This is a genomic window from Argonema galeatum A003/A1, from assembly GCF_023333595.1.
Lineage (GTDB): Bacteria > Cyanobacteriota > Cyanobacteriia > Cyanobacteriales > Aerosakkonemataceae > Argonema > Argonema galeatum.
Genome location: NZ_JAIQZM010000007.1, coordinates 185,618 through 204,757, shown reverse-complemented (window position 1 = coordinate 204,757; position 19,140 = coordinate 185,618). Strand labels below are relative to the sequence as shown.

At 45.7% G+C, this 19,140-nt stretch carries 20 protein-coding genes; 9 read left to right on the top strand and 11 right to left on the bottom strand.

Annotated features, from left to right (window positions below; all coding sequences use genetic code 11):
• Nucleotides 1-124 precede the first annotated feature (124 nt).
• Nucleotides 125-1,279 carry an RNA-guided endonuclease InsQ/TnpB family protein gene (locus LAY41_RS10455; RefSeq protein WP_338022968.1) on the top strand — a complete coding sequence of 385 codons (1,155 nt, stop codon included), beginning with the start codon at nucleotides 125-127 and terminating at the stop codon, nucleotides 1,277-1,279.
• A 311-nt stretch (nucleotides 1,280-1,590) separates the two neighbouring features.
• On the opposite strand, the gene LAY41_RS10450 is transcribed toward LAY41_RS10455, so the two are convergent.
• The 3 genes from LAY41_RS10450 to LAY41_RS10440 all read right to left on the bottom strand — a co-directional run bounded on the left by LAY41_RS10450 (nucleotide 1,591) and on the right by LAY41_RS10440 (nucleotide 2,631).
• Nucleotides 1,591-2,031, bottom strand: a complete 441-nt coding sequence (locus tag LAY41_RS10450) for an aspartyl protease family protein (RefSeq protein ID WP_249097136.1) — start codon at nucleotides 2,029-2,031, stop codon at nucleotides 1,591-1,593.
• Nucleotides 2,032-2,161: 130 nt separating this feature from the next.
• Nucleotides 2,162-2,359: a type II toxin-antitoxin system HicA family toxin gene (locus LAY41_RS10445; RefSeq protein WP_249097135.1), complete on the bottom strand. Its 198-nt coding sequence runs from the start codon at nucleotides 2,357-2,359 to the stop codon at nucleotides 2,162-2,164.
• A gap of 2 nt (nucleotides 2,360-2,361) precedes the next feature.
• Nucleotides 2,362-2,631: a hypothetical protein gene (locus LAY41_RS10440; RefSeq protein WP_249097133.1), complete on the bottom strand. Its 270-nt coding sequence runs from the start codon at nucleotides 2,629-2,631 to the stop codon at nucleotides 2,362-2,364.
• Between the two features lie 120 nt (nucleotides 2,632-2,751).
• On the opposite strand from LAY41_RS10440, the gene LAY41_RS10435 reads away from it, so the two are divergent.
• Nucleotides 2,752-2,940 (top strand): hypothetical protein, encoded by a 189-nt coding sequence (locus tag LAY41_RS10435; protein ID WP_249097131.1) that lies wholly within the window; start codon nucleotides 2,752-2,754, stop codon nucleotides 2,938-2,940.
• Between the two features lie 91 nt (nucleotides 2,941-3,031).
• On the opposite strand, the gene LAY41_RS10430 is transcribed toward LAY41_RS10435, so the two are convergent.
• The 5 genes from LAY41_RS10430 to LAY41_RS10410 all read right to left on the bottom strand — a co-directional run bounded on the left by LAY41_RS10430 (nucleotide 3,032) and on the right by LAY41_RS10410 (nucleotide 7,707).
• Nucleotides 3,032-3,235 carry a type II toxin-antitoxin system HicB family antitoxin gene (locus LAY41_RS10430; protein WP_249097129.1) on the bottom strand — a complete coding sequence of 68 codons (204 nt, stop codon included), beginning with the start codon at nucleotides 3,233-3,235 and terminating at the stop codon, nucleotides 3,032-3,034.
• A 362-nt stretch (nucleotides 3,236-3,597) separates the two neighbouring features.
• Entirely contained in the window at nucleotides 3,598-4,209 is a 612-nt protein-coding gene (locus tag LAY41_RS10425) for a GNAT family N-acetyltransferase (RefSeq protein WP_249097128.1), read from the bottom strand.
• Nucleotides 4,193-4,366, bottom strand: coding sequence for a hypothetical protein (locus LAY41_RS10420; RefSeq protein WP_249097127.1), 174 nt, complete (start codon nucleotides 4,364-4,366; stop codon nucleotides 4,193-4,195). The genes LAY41_RS10425 and LAY41_RS10420 overlap by 17 nt, the downstream gene beginning before the upstream one ends.
• A gap of 185 nt (nucleotides 4,367-4,551) precedes the next feature.
• On the bottom strand, nucleotides 4,552-7,221 hold the full coding sequence (locus LAY41_RS10415) for a tetratricopeptide repeat protein (protein WP_249097126.1): 2,670 nt from the start codon (nucleotides 7,219-7,221) through the stop codon (nucleotides 4,552-4,554).
• 69 nt (nucleotides 7,222-7,290) lie between these two features.
• Complete coding sequence (locus LAY41_RS10410) at nucleotides 7,291-7,707, bottom strand: hypothetical protein (RefSeq protein ID WP_249097125.1); 417 nt, start codon at nucleotides 7,705-7,707, stop codon at nucleotides 7,291-7,293.
• A gap of 170 nt (nucleotides 7,708-7,877) precedes the next feature.
• On the opposite strand from LAY41_RS10410, the gene LAY41_RS10405 reads away from it, so the two are divergent.
• Complete coding sequence (locus LAY41_RS10405) at nucleotides 7,878-9,194, top strand: pentapeptide repeat-containing protein (RefSeq protein WP_249097124.1); 1,317 nt, start codon at nucleotides 7,878-7,880, stop codon at nucleotides 9,192-9,194.
• Nucleotides 9,195-9,697: 503 nt separating this feature from the next.
• On the opposite strand, the gene LAY41_RS10400 is transcribed toward LAY41_RS10405, so the two are convergent.
• Nucleotides 9,698-11,194, bottom strand: a complete 1,497-nt coding sequence (locus tag LAY41_RS10400; protein WP_249097123.1) for a dolichyl-phosphate-mannose--protein mannosyltransferase — start codon at nucleotides 11,192-11,194, stop codon at nucleotides 9,698-9,700.
• Between the two features lie 81 nt (nucleotides 11,195-11,275).
• Nucleotides 11,276-12,274 (bottom strand): Gfo/Idh/MocA family protein, encoded by a 999-nt coding sequence (locus tag LAY41_RS10395; protein ID WP_249097119.1) that lies wholly within the window; start codon nucleotides 12,272-12,274, stop codon nucleotides 11,276-11,278.
• 318 nt (nucleotides 12,275-12,592) lie between these two features.
• On the opposite strand from LAY41_RS10395, the gene LAY41_RS10390 reads away from it, so the two are divergent.
• On the top strand, nucleotides 12,593-12,895 hold the full coding sequence (locus tag LAY41_RS10390) for a ferredoxin (RefSeq protein WP_249097117.1): 303 nt from the start codon (nucleotides 12,593-12,595) through the stop codon (nucleotides 12,893-12,895).
• A 66-nt stretch (nucleotides 12,896-12,961) separates the two neighbouring features.
• Here the strand turns inward: LAY41_RS10390 and LAY41_RS10385 are convergent, their stop codons facing one another.
• Entirely contained in the window at nucleotides 12,962-14,617 is a 1,656-nt protein-coding gene (locus tag LAY41_RS10385; RefSeq protein ID WP_249097116.1) for a SpoIID/LytB domain-containing protein, read from the bottom strand.
• Between the two features lie 192 nt (nucleotides 14,618-14,809).
• On the opposite strand from LAY41_RS10385, the gene LAY41_RS10380 reads away from it, so the two are divergent.
• From LAY41_RS10380 to LAY41_RS32585, 5 genes are all read left to right on the top strand, one after another.
• A complete protein-coding gene (locus LAY41_RS10380; RefSeq protein ID WP_476726981.1) occupies nucleotides 14,810-15,094 on the top strand; it encodes a ParB N-terminal domain-containing protein in 285 nt (94 codons plus the stop codon).
• Nucleotides 15,095-15,129: 35 nt separating this feature from the next.
• Nucleotides 15,130-15,636, top strand: coding sequence for a Dps family protein (locus tag LAY41_RS10375; protein WP_249097110.1), 507 nt, complete (start codon nucleotides 15,130-15,132; stop codon nucleotides 15,634-15,636).
• Nucleotides 15,637-16,363: 727 nt separating this feature from the next.
• Nucleotides 16,364-17,941: a reverse transcriptase domain-containing protein gene (locus LAY41_RS10370; RefSeq protein WP_249097108.1), complete on the top strand. Its 1,578-nt coding sequence runs from the start codon at nucleotides 16,364-16,366 to the stop codon at nucleotides 17,939-17,941.
• A gap of 84 nt (nucleotides 17,942-18,025) precedes the next feature.
• A complete protein-coding gene (locus tag LAY41_RS32590) occupies nucleotides 18,026-18,736 on the top strand; it encodes an RRXRR domain-containing protein (protein ID WP_338022967.1) in 711 nt (236 codons plus the stop codon).
• Nucleotides 18,714-19,085 (top strand): hypothetical protein, encoded by a 372-nt coding sequence (locus LAY41_RS32585; protein WP_338022966.1) that lies wholly within the window; start codon nucleotides 18,714-18,716, stop codon nucleotides 19,083-19,085. The genes LAY41_RS32590 and LAY41_RS32585 overlap by 23 nt, the downstream gene beginning before the upstream one ends.
• The last annotated feature ends 55 nt before the right edge of the window (nucleotides 19,086-19,140 follow it).

The following is a 19,140-nucleotide window of genomic DNA, read 5'->3' as shown; positions in this document are numbered from 1 at the left end:
GGTGTGCGATCGCTTAACGTGAGGGTTCATCAACAGTTGTCACTTTACTAACATTTACTCACAATCCTTCACTTTTACTCCCTTGCCTTACCACACTCGCCCAAACCCATAGTAAAATTTGGCTATGCTACTGGGATTTAAAACTCAAATCAAAATCAATTCTTCGCGGCGGCAATCTCTAGCCAAACACGCAGGCGTAGCACGTCACGCCTGGAATCAAGGTTTGGCTTTATGTCTTGCCGTCTTAGAACACAACCGTTCTCATCCAGAATCCCAAATTAAATTTCCCACAGCCATTGACCTGCATAAATGGCTAGTAGCATCAATAAAAACCCAAAATCCTTGGTATTACGAAGTAAGTAAATGCGCCCCCCAATATGCCTTAAGGCATTTGTCAGAAGCATTTAAACAGTTCTTCAACGGTGTAAAAGGTTTTCCTAAATTCAAGAAAAAAGGTCACTGTGACTCATTTACTCTAGATGGTTCTATCCACATAGAACACCAGAGCATCAAAGTACCAATCTTAGGAAAGCTGAAAACTTTTGAGCGATTACCAGTAGGGACAAAACCGAAATCAGTCACCATTAGCAGAAAAGCCGACCGATGGTATATCTCATTTAAAATAGAAAAGCCAATTCAATCAACCCCAAAAAAACGGGATGTAGTGGGAGTAGACTTAGGAATAAAAACCCTAGCTACCCTATCGACAGGAGAAATATTTACTGGTGCAAAGTCTTACCAAAAAGCCAAACAGAAATTAGCCAAACTCCAACGCATTGTAGCACGTCGTCAGAAAGGTTCTGCCAACAGGTTTAAAGCAGTCAAAGCCTTAGCGCGACTGCATCAAAAGATAGCCAATATCCGATTGGACACATTACATAAACTAACTAACTACTTAAGCAAAAACCACGCGGTAGTAGGAATTGAGGATTTGAATGTGTCAGGGATGATGAAGAATCATTGTTTAGCTGCATCGATCGGGGATATGGGATTTTATGAATTTCGTCGCCAGTTAGAATACAAATGTCTGTTGTATGGCAGTAAGCTAGTAGTGATTGGCAGGTTTAAGCCAAGTAGTAAAACCTGTTCAAACTGCGTCAAAGTCAAAGAGGTTTTAGCATTATCAGAACGAGTTTATCGATGTGATTGTGGCTTAGAATTGGATAGAGATTTAAATGCGGCAATCAACATTGAGAAATTAACGCGGGAAGTTCTCTCGTGTCTGCTTGTGGATGGGGTGCTGCCGACAGTCCCAGATGAAACAGGAAGTTTTTGTTAATGAATGTTAGCAAAAATCGAACGGTAGCACGATATGCCTACAGCACGCTATGCGATCGCCTCTGTTGCCAAAGTTGCGATCGGCATCTTAATCGTTTTTGACAATTTATAGCAACCGCCAGGGCGATGAGGGCAACTCAAACTGTTACCTTTAGTTCATCATCCCTTACGGAGTAACCTTTTTCCTCTTCCCTAGCCCCGTTCGGCCTTCGGCTTGAGCGCTCAGTCGAACGCTGAGCGTCTCCGCACTGAGCTTGCCGAAGTGTCACGTCGAAGCCTAGCCCCTAGCTATAATAGTGAATGCGTCAATCTCTAAGCCGTAACATAAGTATCGTTCCCCTCCATTGGTAACACCCTAAGCTGTTGATTTTTTAAATCGGGTTCCAATCCTAACTCCTCTAAAGGAATTACGCCTAGCAAAGGCTGTTCGCCGCCTGGAAGTTCGACACAATCAAATATTCCTTCTCGTCCCACTAAGGCAATTTTAACTCCTCGGAAAACACGAGCTTTTTTGAGTCCTGCGGCTGTCCTGGTGTCTATTTCTCTTAGGAATGTCAAACCCAATTGATTGATGATTTGAGCGGGTAAGCAAAGTCGAGTTGCACCTGTGTCTATTAAGACATTTTCTAGTGTAATAGAGCGGATCTGTTCCGGTGGCATAAAGCCTCTTGATGCTAAAAATTGGTCGCCTAGATTTGTAAATGTTACTGTGGTGATAAGTTTGCCCATTTCTTTGATGGTTGTTGATGACATAGCGATCGCTCTAATAATCATAGTTGCTATTTTTACCTCTGTTAAAGATATTGTTAATTCCTATAAGAGCTATTTTAATATAGATTGCTTGTTAAAAGGCATTGCGATCGGCTGCGATCGATCAATTTAATTACCGATAGTTTAAGTATTTGTTAAAAGTGCTGATAATTGAAACAGAAATTTCATCATAAGTAGGAATCACAACGGGGCGTAAAATACCAGGTTTAGTGTAGGAACGATGGCTTCCTTCTTGCCTAGCAAATTCAAAACCAGCAGTGAGGAATACTTTTTCTAGTCGCTGCCAGGAAATGGGAGTAATTCTTGGCATATTCAGACTCCCATTGTGACAGAATGTTTTTCAATTGCTACCCATTCAGGACTTACCCACTTTCCATCTTGGAATTTATAGCCTGTTTCTTGGAGAATTTCATCTAAAGTGCCTATATCGGCGGCGGTGACTAGAAAAAGATGTACTGCTTCATCTAAGGCAATTCTGGCTGCTTCTAGTGTTGGCCCAGAACTCATCACATCTAAGGGCATCGCGTGGGCAACAAATTGCGATCCTTCTTTCCAAATTTGAACTGTGTAGTCGATGTGCATTTTTGTTAACTCCTATATGAGATATTTTGATATAGGTGCTTATCGATATTTACAATAATAGCCTATTAGTCTTACTTGTGTTAGAATGTGCAAGTAAAATCCCTATTTGGGTTTATACTTATGGAAACTGTAAACGTTAAAGAAGAAGCCCGACGTTTGATTGACAAATTACCGGAAAATTGTACTTGGGATGACTTAATGTATGCAATTTATATTAGACAAGGTGTAGAAGCTGGACTGGCTGATGTTAAATCTGGTAGAATAAGAACGGTGGAGGAAGTGCGGAGAAAAGTTGGATTATCAACGTGAATATTTAGTGGACAGATAACGCCTTGAACTCGTAATAATATTCAGCCGTTTTTCTCTAACAATTTCGCCAACTGTTTGCCAGACATAGAGTTCATATAGCAATCTCCATAATTCTGTCTTTATCAGTTGTCTCAATTGATTCAATATCGACAGATAGACAACCTTCAATTGCTTCATAGAAATTTTGCAGCAATTCCTCAAAAGTTTCGCCTTGGGTAGCGCAACCAGGTATAGAGGGGACTTCAGCCCAATATCCGCCTTCTTCTGCTTCGTGAATGATGACTTTGATTTTCATTGGGTTGTTATCTTATTATTAATTTTTTGTTCCATTCTTTATTATACAGAGTTAATGGCAACCCTCATAGCCCGCCTGCGATTCAAATCGCAGGCTAATAGCGGAAGTCCGTTAAAACGGACTGAATTTTTGTCTAGGTTTTTAGTCGGTTTTAACCGACTTTCGCTATTAGCCCGGAAATTGATTTCCGGGCGAGTCTGGACAACACAGCTAATTAATTTACTAATAGTTTTTCTTCTAGTAAAATTCGCTCCTCTGGAGAGAGAGACATGATAACTTGAAATACGGATTCAACTAATTGGGTGTTCATCGTTTATTCTCCTAATTTTTCCTAGTTAATCTAGAAGAAACAATTTCAATTTTTATTCATTTATGTTCACCTGTTCGAGGTCTTGTCCGCTCAGTAAATCAATCAAAGGCTTGAGGTCAAGATACATCGTGCGATAGGGAACAGGCGGAGGTAAAACTCGCTCTGGATTAGCAAACTGAAAGCCAAATTTTTGATAAAAACCAGAAGCATCATAGGGTGGATTTGTATCGGAGTCATATAGTGCATCAACAGTCATAAATCTAGCCCCGACTGCGCTTGCTACTTCTGTCGCCACGTATTCTAAAGCCCATTCCACCAAACGACTACCACATCCTTTTGCTCTCCTATCAGCAGCAAGTAAGCCAATCTTAATAGCAGGAAATGTTCGGTACTGAACTCCTTCTCTTTCTAGAATTTGTTCGTCAACCTCAAGTTTGTCAGCTAGAAGTGTTATGTAGCCTGCTAGCACATCACTATGTCTAATAATCCAGCATTGGCTAATTCGAGCATCAACTTCGCGCTGAATACGCCCCTGTTTCCAGTATGTGACAAACTCACCCCGATAACAGCGAAACCCCTGACCTGAAACTTGCAAGTCAGGGGTTAGCTTTTCTACTTTCGCTTGAGAAAAATCAACACCAGCAAACTTACCGCTTGGTAGCATCAGTTTCCTCTCTCAGCTTACGACGTTCAGCAATTCGTTTTGCTGTAGCTATAGCTGCTTCGTTAGCTATATAACCACCTGTTTTAATAGCATCCGCTATTTTTTTAGCTTCGCTACCGACAACTGGCTGCGAGATTGTGTAAAAGGGATATTTCATGGTAGGCGTTGCAAAGTAATCGATTTTTACTACTTAATTATACCAAAGTTGTGGTTCTCCATCTTCAAGAGTGTAATCTAACTGAGAAACCGGGTTTCTAAACGAAATATCTAGGCTTTGAGGTAAGGTTGGTTGCAAGAAACCCGGTTTCTGACTTTGGTGCAAGATTTGGGAAAAGAGATATTTCAACCACGCCGCCGAAATTTTGCGCTTACCACTCGCCACAGCATTAACCCTACAATCCAAACTAAGCCAAATGGGAAAGCGAATAAACCTAAAATGAAGCATAAAGCTAATTGCCATTTTCCACGTTGGGCAAATTTAGCTATCAATTTCATCCAGTTGGGATAAGGCATAGCTTCAAGGGGTAGCTTAAGTTCTTTTAATATCTGAATGGCTTGATATGCTGCTGCATAACCTTCTTTAACTCTGCCAATTTTGTTAGATGATGCAGATAAAATTAAAAAAGAATTAGCTTTACCCCTCTTATCGCCGATTTCCCTCGCAATTTCTAGCCATTGCTGATAGAAACGAATCGCTTCCTGATATTGTCCTAGATAATAGTAAGCATTACCTAAATTATTAAGGGAACCACTTTCACCACGACGATCGCCGATTTCCTTCGCAATTTCTAGCCATTGCTGATAGAAACGAATCGCTTCCTGATATTGTCCTAGATAATAGTAAGCATTGCCTAAATTATTAAGGGAACCACCTTCACCACGACGATCGCCAATTTCCCTCGCAATTTCTAGCCGTTGCTGATAGAAACCAATCGCTTCCTGATATTGTCCTAGAGAATCGTAAGCATTACCTAAAGCATCAAGGGAACTACCTTCACCACGACGATCGCCAATTTCCCTTTCAATTTCTAGACATTGCTGATACTTGATAATAGCTATAGTGTAAATTTTTAATTCTATATAAATACTACCTAAAACTCGGATTGATTGATATTTTCCAAATTGATAACCAGTTTCTTCATCAATTTCTATAGCTTTTTCAATAAACTCTATAGCCTGCTGATATTGCCCTAAATTTTTATAAACTAATCCTAAATTGCCAAGAGCATTAGCTTCTTCCCTGCGATCACGTATTTCCATTGCAATATTTAGGCACTGCTGATAGTAATGAATAGCCTGCTGGTATTCTCCCAAATTATCGTAAGCATTGCCAAGATGATTTAAAGACTTTGCTGTTCCTCCGATATCACCAGTTTTCCGATCAATTTGCAAAGCTTGCTCAAGGTATTTTATAGCCTCATTATATTGGCCTAAGTTATTATAAGCAAAGCCAAGATTGCCTAAAGCATTAGCTTGATTCTTTCTATCGCCGCTGTCTACTGCAATTACTAGAAGTCTGTCAAATAACTCTATTGCTTGCTGGTATTTGGACACGGCATTATAAGCTAAACCTAAATTATTAATCGCTGCCGCGAAGGTTACTTTTTCTGACTCGTTTGGTTGCCACGCCTGAACTAACTGCTCATACAGACTGACTTGTGTAGCATAGTAACCACGCAAATCTAAAAAGTTGTTTACATCGTTATCATCGCGAATAGTGTAAAAAGCTTCCCCATATCTTTGCAACTGACAAAGATGATAAAAAATTTCCAAATAAGCCCTTACATCCTTAAGCGTTTCCCAAGGCTGCGGTCTAACCTGCGATTTATAATAATCAATAGCCTTTTCATGTGCAGCACTTAAATCCGTTCCTTGCTTTTGCAAATATTCCTGCACCAACGGCTGAAATTTGTAATAGTCTTTAACTTCAGTTTCCAGCAACAAAGAACGATTGGATAATTCCCGCAAAGCCTTCACAATTGCCAAAGAGATCCCCCCTAGCCCCCCTTCACAAGGGGGGTTTCTGATTTCTCTTAGCCCCCCTTCACAAGGGGGGTTTCTGATTTCTTTTAGCCCCCCTTCAAAACGAGGATCTCCGTTCTCTCTTAGCCCCCCTTGTGAAGGGGGGTTGGGGGGATCTCCACCCTCTCTTAGCCCCCCTTCACAAGGGGGGTTGGGGGGATCTCCCAACATCCTCCCCGCCGCCCGAAAATCAAACGGTAGGCGATAAACACTCAAATTAACCAAAAAATTCTGCTGTTCCTCACTCAAACGTTGCAAATGCTGTTGCAAAATCCACTCTAACCGCGCATCCTCCTTATCCCGATGCAACCCTTCCGCCTGACGGTATACTAAATCAAACTGCTGTAATTCCAATTCCGCCACACCACTTAGCCGAGAATGGCAGTATTGCCGTAAAAAACCAGCCACTAGCTGCAACGTCAGGGGGTGTCCATCCACAATCGCTGCAAAAGCTGCCAATTCCTCAACTGTTCCCTGAATCTCTAACTTTTGCAACAACTGTACCCCATCGCTGGGAGTCATCCCCGCCAAAAGATACCAATTCGCTTTTGCTTGCAACAGGTGAGGCTGTTCCTGGGTAGTCAGCAACAGGGTACTCGTTTCACCCTGCCGCAACCAGCGCCTAAAAAATTGCTGGTAAGCTGAATCTGGGAACTCTCGCGCCTCATTCAGCAGCGTTTCCAAATTATCAATTACCAGCAAACACCGTTGCTGACGCAGACATTTCAGCAAATCGTTTATCAGTTGGGTGGTGTCGCCAGTCTGGGTAATGCTTCCCCCCAAAGCTGGTATCGTCTTTTCGGCAAATGCGGCAAAATCCGGCTTTTGGCTGACATCCGCCCAGGATTTAGCTGCAAAGCCAGAGTTTTTGTAGAGATACGCCGCCAGGGAAGATTTGCCGATTCCTCCCAAACCTTGTATCCCGATCGTATTAATATTGGGATTTGCTAACCATTTTTGCAATACTTCCACTTCCTCTTTTCGCCCCACCCAATCCTTCAGACTCGGCGGCGAGTCGATAACGTTAACGGAATATGGGCGATTTGGGCTACCAGAGGGTCAGTGGTTGTGAACATCCCCAAAATGAACATTTTCAGCCTTAACGTTCTCCACTTGGTTGCCTGTAGCGTTATCTCGATTAATCTGAGTTTTGCTATTATCTTGAATAGTCCTAGCGTCGATTTCCTGATTAATCTGTTGCGCCAATGTCTGAATCTCATTAGCAAACGGCTTATCCTCAATCATCGCCACATCCAGAAAAGTCGCCACCCGTTCCACATTCGCCGGAAAGGGATTTTGCTGCACTTCGGCTAAAGCTGCTTCGGCGTCTGCATTTCCCGTCAGCTTGTGCCAAATCTTATCACGCAAAGGTTTCAGCTTTTCTAAACCCGCTTCGATACCTTTACCAACCGCAGTTTCCACCAATTTGCCAAAAGCGATTTCTGCGATCTTTGCTGCTGCCAGTTCAAGTGCCATAAGTTAGAGATTGGGGATGGTGTCATTTTAGTTTTACTCGATCGCCATCCAGTCCGCCAACGCCGATCGCACCCAAAACCAGCAACAAACCACAAACCATACCCTAACAGTTAGGTAAAATTTTGTAGGTAAACAGGCATTCCGCCCAGCCTGCACAAGCTAGAAGAAAGATGACCGAAGAGCCTAATTCTCATCAAACCAGCCCAACTCAGCCAGATTTGCCTACTGAGAGTCCAGACGGTGGTAGTGACAATGGAAGCGTTGCAAATCAGCCTCGCACTGGTGAATTTTCAGCATCGGTGGGGACCAGAGAACCAGAAAGGTTCCTGTCTAGCCTTGCACAATCGGAAATTGCCATCCAAAAAAATGTCGCCGCCACCACCGCTGTCCCATACCGTTCCGCCTCTTGGATTATCGTATGCGCGATCGCCCTGATGTTCGTGGGGATAATCCTCAATAACTTCTTCCTTGGCATATCCGGATCGACAGTCGCCCTACTCCTATCCCTGCGACTAATGTGGCCCCTCCTACAATCCTGGTTAAATGATTTGCAGCCCCACGAGCGATCGCAGCTCTTAGGCATCATCGGCTTTTTAGCCGCCATATTAGGCTTATTCAAATTTATTGGTGTTTACCAAGGCATTAGTCGTTGGCTGGAACGGATTAAATGGGATGAATTCGGTTCCTGGGCAGAATGGACTGGCGCTTTAGGGCAAATTATGATCGCCGTTCTCGCCGTCTATATTGCTTGGCGTCAATACGTCATCTCCAAAGACTTAACCATTCAGCAAAACATCATCACCCAACAACAAACCATCGATGCTTACTTCCAGGGCGTCTCAGATCTAGCATTAGATGACGAAGGAATGCTAGAAGATTGGCCTCAAGAACGAGTCTTTGCAGAAGGACGCACAGCCGCTATTCTCACCAGTATCGATGCACAAGGTAAAGCCAAAGTCCTCAGATTTTTGTCCCAGTCCAAATTACTCAGCCCCCTCAAGCGCGATCAACACTTAGGACGAGCCATCCTCAATGGTTTCGGCGGTTACGAGGAAGACCGCGATTATGGCGTGCGAGTCATCGATCTGGGCGTTATGCTAGCTGGAGCAAACCTTTCCTATACCGATCTGCGTTGGGCCGAACTCAGCGACGCCAATCTCGTCAGAGCCAATCTCAGAGCCTGCGATTTGGCACACGCCAATCTTTCTCGTACCATTTTGTACGAAGCCAATCTAGTCGGTGTCGATCTCAAAGGAACCCGCTTATTTTACGGTTCTGCCAAAACCGCCAGCCCCCGCAGCCGCACCGTATTGGCCGACTATCAAACTGGGGTACACACAGGAGCCGTGGTTGAAAAGGCCGATTTTACTGGCGTTCAGCGCTTATCGGAAGAACAGCGCTATTACTGCTGCGCCTGGGGTGGTTCCCAAACCAGAGACACTATTCCCGGTGGTTGCGATGGTATTCCCAATAAATTAGGCCGATGATATAGCTAAGAAACGCAGCTAACGACTCTCATTCGCGGCTATACGAACAAAGACCGCCTGCGCGGTCTAATATAGCTAGGGACTAGGGGCTAGGGACTAGGGACTAGGGTAAGAAGGGTCTAAATCAAGGGCTTCGTCGTGAGACGTTCGGCGAGCGCCGAAGTCCGAACGGTTTCAGGAATTAAGAATGTCCTAACCGCCCTGGGGGTTGCTATACCAAATCCGCTCTATTATTTAGCCCGCCTTCGCGGGCTTTGTCTGTGTAGCCGCGACTTTAGTCGTCAGGCTCTTGTTGGGGCGAAGCTTGCGGGCTGTAAAACTTTCGCTCTTCCCATAGATTTCCGGCCCGAATGATTCGCCCCTACCATTACTGAATGAATCAGTGTTCTAGCCCCTAGCTATACTAGGACTTACGCACCGAGTACCAAATTACGCCATTCTGGGCGTTTATAAAGAAGCTGAAACCCTTGTGCTGCCGTTACAGTGCGTAAGTCCTATATACATTAAATCCAGGAGGGAAACCACATTCTGATTTGGAAACTTTGCGGCGATAAAGGCAATCCTAAATAGACTGGTAACCAGAAGACAAAAGCCACCAAAATCAGAAAGATAGCAGTAACGCCCATTGCCCGCAGTCGAGGTCTTGGGCTGTGGAGCCAGCGTTCTACCAGCCACGCCAAAGCCAAAAATGCAAAGATAACTCCACCCATATATAAATAGATAAAAGTGCAGCGAGTCACCTTGATCCAAGGCAAAAAGTTAGCCGCATAGTTCAGCACCAAGTAAAGCACGCACCACAATTCCTTTTGCTGAGGAAAGTAAACGGCGCTTCTATCTAAATTCCCAGATGTTGTAACCCAAACCCAGACGCGCTTAACCAATTCCCCAACCAATAGCAAAATTGCGATCGCAGATAACCACCATAAAGCCGGGTTTCCCATCGCATGAACATCGTAAATAACTTTCGCAGTACCCGCAGGCAAAGGCGGCAAAGATGGAACAGATTCTGTGGTATTGCTAGCAGTTTCGTAAAGATAAACTACCGGACGCACTATCAAAGGCCAACTGTACCACTTGGAGCAGTAAGGATGAACTTTTGGCCCATTTTGCATTCGTTCGTGGAATCCCAGGATTTGCTGGTGCAATTCCCAAAATCCTCTTTCTGTGTTTATCTCTAAGTGAGGAATCCAAACTAAGTAGTAGATTAAAGCGGGAATAACACCCAAATAAAATAAAATCTCCAATAAATTAACCCGCGTCAAATTTTGCAGCGGTGACTGATTATCTGCCCCTCTGCGACTCTGCCCCTCTGCGACTCTGCCCCTCTGCGACTCTGCCCCTCTGCACAAGCGCGCCCATCGCATCACCCAAGCACAAATCCAAATCAGATAAATGCCCAATAAAAATGCCAGTCCATTCCACTTAACCCCTACTGAAGCCCCCAAACAAATGCCGGATAAAGCTAAACAAAACCAGCGTCCACCACGCTGTTGTTCGAGTGCTAGCAGAAAAAACCATTGACCCAAAAGTCCAAAGAAAACTAGATAAATGTTAATCAGAGCGTAGCGGGATTCCACTAGAAATAAGCCATCGCAGGTTGTAAATAAAGCTGCAATCAAAGCATAACTGGGGCGGCGACTCAACTGATAAGCTATTCCCCCCACAACTAAGGGCAGCAACGAGCCTGTCAGAGCATTCAGCCATCGGTAACTAATGGGAGAAAGCTGTGTACCCGCCAAGTTATTGACTGTATCTTGGCCGAAATGAAAATAATTTCCAATTGATATACCAAGAGCGATCGCATATTTGCCCAAAGGCGGATGGGCATCAAATAAAGGAGTATGAGTTAAGTAGTTATAGGCATATTTAACATAATAAATCTCATCAAATACGAGTGTGTTGAATCGGCTCAATCCCCAAAAGTGCAAAGCTAGTGACAACAGAAATACACTCGCCATCCCCATTCCAAACGAGGGAACAAGCTTTTTGAAAAAAGTCATTCGATTTTGGATTTTGGATTTTAGATTTTGGATTGACCCCACGGATGAATCCGGCTAGCGACCAAACCAATAATTTCTTGGTCATAAAATGTCAATTGTCTGTCCCGTTTCAGCTGACCGACGGGCAGCATCAGCCACTTTGAGGCTATACAAGCTGGCATCTAGAGTCACATACAGGGGCTTTCCCTCTAGTAAGCGATCTAACACCATAGTGGTTTCTTTGGCAAATAAACCACGGCGACTGCCCACCTCGATGGGGGTCGTTTCCTCGCCCCGCACCAGTTGACCTCGATCGCCATCAAAAATAAGGCTGCCTTGCTCTCCATAAACCTCAAAAGGACGTGCTGCCTGCCAAAAAGTTTCCCCTTTGCCATAGGTTACCTCAGCCACCAACCCACTGGTAAAGCGCAATTGGGCAGTGCAAAGACAGGCGGTGTAAAATACCGATTCGTTACCCCAAAATCGACTTTGGCAGCTAACGCTCTTTACTGTGCCAAACAAATCCGTCAGTCGATGGATGCGGGAAAGGGCTCCGCTAAAGGGAAAGCCGAATAGTGTTGGGTTGTAAGTCCACTTGCGGGGCGCGGGCTTTTGGGGGTTAATGGTGCTGTAGCGGGCATAAAATGCCGTGCCAATTTCCGGTAAGTATTGCCGCAGTGCCTGGTGCAGTCCGCCTAGCAGTTCGATATGCTCGACGTGCAGGAGTTTGCCCCTACTTTGCGCTAAAGCAATCAGTTCTTCGGCTTCGGTAGGGTTCAAAGAAAGTGGATATTCAACCACAACGTGCTTACCGGCGTCAAGGGCTGCGCGTGCGATCGGGCCATGTTCGCTATTAACAGTGGAGACAATCACCAGATCCACATGAGATAGCTCCACTAGCTGCTGCCAATCCGAGAAAGCTTCAGCTTGGAACGTTTGACAGAACGACTGCGTTTTTTCTGGTGTATGACCGGCAACGGCTACTAAATGGCTTCGGGAATCCGATTGCAAGGTTTCGGCCCTTAGTTTGGCCGCATAACCCGTACCAACCAGCCCCACCTTCAAGGGCATTGTGACAGAAAAATGGGCAGGAGCATTCATCGCGTGTAGGGGCTTTCTTGCTAGGGGCTAGGGGCTTTCTTGCTAGAGATTGGTGAGCTTCATAACTCATAACTCTGCCAATTCTTAGTCCCTGCGGGTGACCTTCCGCAATAAGTATAAGCAATTAGGATGAAATTAAGAAAATTAATTACGAATCCCATTCACCGAAACTGCCAATTGAGTATCAAAAATCTTTACTTTTCCCGTAGTATCAAAAAGTGAAGCAAACCGCAAAGCAGACCCGCGCAAAGCATAACTTGCCAGGAATGCTTAAGGAAAACTTATATTGCCGTTTAGTGATACTTGAGAGGACTGCTCATGGCTACAACTTACAAGGTGACGTTACAGAACGACGCAGAAGGGTTAAACACCACCATTGACGTAAAAGACGACGAATATATTCTTGACGCTGCCGAAGAACAAGGAATTGACCTGCCCTATTCTTGTCGCGCTGGTGCTTGCTCGACCTGTGCTGGCAAAATCACCGCAGGTGAAGTTGACCAAGGTGACCAGTCCTTCCTGGATGACGATCAGATCGAAGCTGGGTACGTGCTGACCTGCGTAGCTTACCCCAAATCTGACTGCACCATCATCACTCACCAAGAAGAAGAACTGTACTAGAGAATCCAGATCTGGCAGGAATCAGGAGGCAGAATTTCGCCCGACTCCTGGTTCCTGACTCCTGGGTCACTGGGCCTGCCAAAAGCTGATGGAATCGTTAAGGGGCTGGATTTGAGTGCCGGGATAATAAAAGTTCAGAATCTGCTGACTGGACCAACCCAGATTCCCTAACTGATAGGCACCCGTTTGACTCAAGCCGACGCCGTGTCCGTATCCACCCCCGACAAAGGCGTAGCCCCATAGAGTTTGGTTGTCTTTTTTGACGGGATCTAGATAAAACAGCGTGCTGATAGGAGCGAGAAAGGCGCTGCGAACTTCTTCTTTGTGCAGTTCGATCGCACCCCGATCGGTCTGCACGACCATTTTAAGGATGCGCCCACTTGGGGATCGCTCTACCACCTGCATCTGCTGAACCATTTTAAACTTGGCCAGCGGATGTTTTTTGTCCTGGAGATACTTCTGCAACTGCAGCGCCAGGTCTGGAAGGCTGGTTTCTTTGCGCCAGCGAAACAAACTTTTGCCCTCTTCGTTGAAGCCTTTCTGCAAGTTGATAAACTTCCGTAAGTTTTGATCGTCTGCCAAACTGTCGCGACCCAGATCCCAAATATTGCTCACCGCATCCACCACCGGACGTAGATAAGGCCGCTCTGCACCGTTCCAAATATCTTTGAAGGAGGCGGTGACGCCGCCAGTTGTGGAAGAATAAACTGCATCGATCAACTCGTTGTTGTAGACGATCACTAAGCCTTTCGTGGCTGCGATCGCTTTATCCGTCTGGGGAAAAGCACCGCTGAGTCCGTAATAAACTTGGCAGTGAATGTCCGCAGAAAGTTCGTAACCATCGATCGCAAATCGGCGTAAGTTCCGCAGGGCGTAAGTCCGCGCCAAAATCGTCTGGGCTTCTAGAGCCGCATAAGGTGCCCTGGCTCCAATTTCATTCGGCACAACCCCCCGCAAATATGTCTCTAGGGGTACTTGATTGACTAAGGTGTAGGTGCCGTAAGCGTTAGGCTGGAGTCGGAGAACTCCGACGAATATCCGCCCGGTTCGATCGTTTTTACCCTGATATACCTGAATCCTATTTCGCTCGGATACGATCTCTAGGTTTTTGCGGTTGTAGCGCAAACCATTGACCACCCAAGACGGCTTTGGTTCCTGTTTCTTAATTTCCGTATCCAAATAAGCCGTTTTAAAGCCTTGGGCTTCCAGACTCTGAAGCAGCAACCGTCGCAGTAAGGGAGTACTGTAAATATCCCGTTTGGCCCAAACCTGCCAACGTCTTGGCTGAGCTATCTCGACTTCAATCCCTTTTGCACGCCACTGTTCGGCACTATCTTCCGCTGTCTCGAAGTTTGGGTTGGTACTGAGGACAACTTGCTCTTGCACTTCTGGCACTGCTAGCGGTTGCATCTGTATTTCCAGCTTGATGCTGTTCGCCAAAACAGTTTGTGGCTCCATATTTCCAGCTAGGAACCGCAATGTCAAGCCTTTGCCCTCTGTCGCCTTCAAAGTCAGCTCGTCCTCCGGTGTGGCACCAAATCGCTGCACAATCCCGACTTTGAGTTCCACATCCCCACCCACAGCCGTTGCTCGCACGTCTGCTGTGAGTCCTACCAAACAAAACACGGTCACCGCTGTACGCCACCAGTAACCCACCCATCGACTGTCGCGATACCGAGTTACCATCACAATCTCTCTGAGGATAGAAGTAGTTCTCTGCATCAGCTGCCTCGCGATATATCTTTTTTGATCGAGCATAGCTTTACGCTTTCTATCTATCTAGTCCCTTATTCCATCATTTGGGAACGCCGTCTGTAAAACGCTGTCAGCCTTTCGCGAAGTTAATCGGCCTCAAAGTTGGTAAAGGGCAACTTGAAGTCATAACGAGTATGATTAAAAGGTAGAGACTTAGGTATGGAAGCAGTAACACGCCCGATGGTTAGAATACAGGAAATTCCCCTACGGCAGATTCATCGTCCCCTGATTCGACAGACCGATCCTACAAAAGTGGACGCATTAGTGGAATCGATTCGATCGATCGGTCAACAAGAACCGATCGACGTTCTAGAAGTAAACGGACAATATTATGGCTTCTCCGGTTGTCACCGATTTGAGGCTTGCCAGCGACTGGGCCAAGAAACCATCCGTTGCAGAGTCCGCAAGGCGACCCCCTCGGTTTTACGGATGCACCTAGCCTGAGATCAAAAATTTCATTCCTAAATCAGGACAAAAATATGCAACTTCACGACAAAGCTATACCAGTAAACATCGGCATTGACGAACAAGCTCGCCAAGAAATTGCCCAAGGACTGTCTCGCCTGCTAGCGGACACCTATACGCTTTACCTGAAAACCCACAACTTTCACTGGAACGTCACAGGCCCCATGTTCCAGACATTGCATTTGATGTTCGAGACGCAGTACACTGAATTGGCTCTAGCTGTGGATCTAATTGCGGAACGAATCAGAGCTTTGGGCTTTCCGGCGACTGGAACTTACAGCGATTATGCAAGGTTAAGCTCGATAAAAGAGACAGCAGGCGTTCCCAAAGCGCAGGAAATGATCCGCCTACTGGTTGAAGGTCAAGAAGCTGTAGTGCGAACCGCTCGCTCTATCTTCCCTAGCGTTGAGGGGGTGAATGACGAACCAAGTGCCGATCTCTTGACTCAGCGGATGCACATACACGAAAAGAATGCTTGGATGTTAAGAAGTTTGCTCGAAGATTCACCAACCTCGCCCTAAAGGGACGAGGATTGTCCGAATTGGTTCGGACAACGTAAGAGGCGAATAGCCCGTTGAGACTCAACTTGGTACATACATCCGAATGCTTCTCTAGTTCGGAGCTCTGTAAGCCTAATTGGTTTAGGCGTTGGGAAAGCCAAGACATCCGGCGTTGAGTTGGGCGAAGAGACTTGTGCGATTCGTTGAGGTGTGAATCACGGTGAAAGCCCGTACATAGCACTTCCAGCCTGACAGCAGTTACTGTCAACAAAAGGCTGAACTCTCGGTCTGATAAGGGTGTAAGCCCCTTCTGCCAGACTCAGGCATGACTCCCTACCTGCCCACACCGACCAAGCTCGATTCTTGGAGAGTGAAGCTGGGAACAGAGCGCAATCAGACATCTGTTATGAGATAACACTGGCGCTAACGGGGAGTCCCTATGATGAAACCGAGCCTAGAAAAGCGACCTATTCGCGAGCAGGACATAACACTAAAACCCTGACTTCATTGGAGATAAAACCCGCCGCATACTAAGTCTAATAGCGGTAAGAGTCCAGGGTTTCCAATGGTCGAATTGGCTACATCTAACGGGACGAACAATCAACCGAAGGAACGAATAAAAACGGAATGTGGGTCTAGAGGATGTCGAACCTCAAGTAGGACAGACGAGCGTCGGAATTCCCACAATTCGGGTAGGATTCAGCGTAATTGCTGAAAGGTGTTCAGAAAACACGAACTGGAGAAGAGTATGTTTAGACGCAGCAGAAATGCTAGCGAAACTTGGAAGAATCTGCCCTGGAAGAAATTCCAGAAGGATTTATTCCGCCTCCAAAGGCGAGTGTTCAAAGCGATTCAGGTTGGAGACAAACGGAAAGCTATGTCCTTACAAAGGTTGATACTCAAGTCAACCGCAGCTAGGATGCTGGCAATACGTCAGGTAACACAGCTAAACGCTGGAAAAAGAACGGCAGGTATAGATGGTAAAGCCTCACTCAATCATGAGGAAAGGTTGAACCTAAGTGAAGAACTTAGAACCAAAAGTAGCAACTGGAAACATCAAAGACTACGGGAAATACCCATACCTAAGAAGGACGGGACAACCCGCCTCTTAAAAGTGCCTACTATCGGGGATAGAGCTTGGCAATGCCTTGTAAAACTAGCCCTAGAACCAGCAGCAGAGGCAACCTTCCACGCTAGGAGTTACGGATTCAGGACAGGTAGGGCGACACATGACGCTCAGAGATACCTGTTCAATAACCTACGCTCGTACTGCAACGGAATAGAAAAACGGGTTATAGAACTCGATATCGAAAAATGCTTCGACAGGATTGCTCACAAATCTATAATGGAACGACTCATTGCCCCAACGGGTATTAAGCTCGGAATATTTCGATGCCTTAAAGCAGGAGTCAACCCAGAATTTCCCGAACAGGGAACCCCGCAAGGGGGGGTGGTGAGTCCCCTATTAGCTAACATCGCACTCAATGGTATAGAGGACATCCACCAATCTGTCAGATATGCAGACGACATGGTGTTCATTCTAAAGCCCAAAGACGATGCAGTAGCAATACTTGAGCAGATAAGCCAGTTTCTAGCGGAAAGGGGGATGAAGATTAGTGAAAAGAAAACCAAGCTAACCGCTACGACAGATGGGTTTGATTTCCTCGGCTGGCACTTCAAAGTGCAAAGTAACGGGAAGTTTAGATGCGTCCCTTCAGAGGACAATTACAAGGCTTTTCGTCAGAAAGTAAAACACATCGTCAACAACTCGAATTATGGCGCTACCACAAAGGCTGAGAAATTAGCCCCTGTAGTTAGAGGTTGGAGGAATTACCACCGCCACTGCAAGATGGACGGGTCAAGAAACTCGCTCTATCACATTGAAACAAGGGCTTACAGGGTATTCAACAAGGAATCTAAACAGAATCGCTCAACCAGTAAGAAGTTATTGGATAAAGCATTCCCATCAGTCCCTTACTCCGAAAACAAATTCATTAACGTCAAAGGGGAAAAATCACCCTACGACGGAGATGTTCCCTACTGGAGTGAGCGTAACAGCAAGCTCTACGACGGTGAAACCTCTAAAGCTCTCAAAAAGCAAAACCATTCATGTGGGTATTGTGGACTAAAAATGCTTAGTAACGAGAAGGTACACCTCCATCATATTGATGGAAACCATAACAATTGGAAGAAAAACAACCTTCTAGCCATTCACGAAAGCTGCCACGATTACATTCACATGGGCAAAAGCGCAAGCCAAGAACGTCGGGAGCCGGATGCGGTGAAAACAGCACGTCCGGTTCTAACTGAGAGGGGCGGGAGGTAATACTCCCCCTCGACTCAACCAAACAATTTTGGGTTATACCAAATCATGCGAATTCCAGTTGTTTCACGTGACAACCAACCATTAATGCCCACGACCCCTGCCAGAGCAAGAAAATGGATTGAATCCGGCAAAGCTGTAAAATGCTGGTCGGATGGCGGTCAATTTTACGTGCGATTGACAGTAGAGCCATCAGGCTATGCCACTCAAGACATTGTAATTGGCATCGACCCTGGTAAGCATTATTCAGGAATTGGCGTCCAATCAGCAAAATTCACTCTCTACACGGCACATTTGATTCTGCCATTTAAAACAGTGCGCCAACGAATGGACGCACGACGATTAATGCGGCGGGGACGTAGAGGGAGAAGGATTAACCGAAAAGTGGCATTCTCAAAACGCGCTCATCGTCAACAACGATTTGACAATCGTTGTCATAGTAAACTAGCTCCATCAATTCGAGCTAACCGTCAACTCGAACTCAGGATAGTATCCGAACTGAGCAAAATTTATCCAGTCACAGAAATTAGGTACGAATATGTTCGGGCTGATGTGGATTTGACATCAGGGCGCAAGAAAGCTAAATCGGGGAAAGGTTTCTCCCCCGTGATGGTAGGTCAGCGCTGGATGCTGAGTCAGTTAGAAAAGCTTGCACCAGTTACCACAATTGAAGGTTATCAAACTGCTTTAACCCGTGCATATCTGGGGCTATTCAAAAATAAAACTCAAAAGTCTTCGGCTGAGTTTAACACTCACGCTGTAGATGGGGTAGCAATTGCTGCGTCTGCCGCAAGTTGAGTACAGACGCTATCACAAAACAACAGAAAGTGGTGCGAACTGGTTTGGTTTCGTTGCTGTTACCCCTGCACTATTCTTTGTGATTCGTCGCCCCCCTATTTCTCGTCGTCAACTTCATTTAATGGTTCCCTCTATTGGCGGCGTCAGGCGTAAGTATGGCGGTTCTACAACTCGTCATGGTGTTCGCAAAGGTGATTTGGTCAATTCACCAAAAGGGATTGGCTACGTTAGTGGCGACACGGAAAAACAGATATCTGTCAGCGATGCTAACTGGAAACGGTTAGGGCAGATAGCATCTAGCAAGGTGACGTTAATTCGGCGTTCAACTGGATTAATTGTTGCTAGCTAGATTTCAGTAAAGCCGTCCTCCGCTTCGCTCTTCGGACGGGGTTTCAACCCATTTC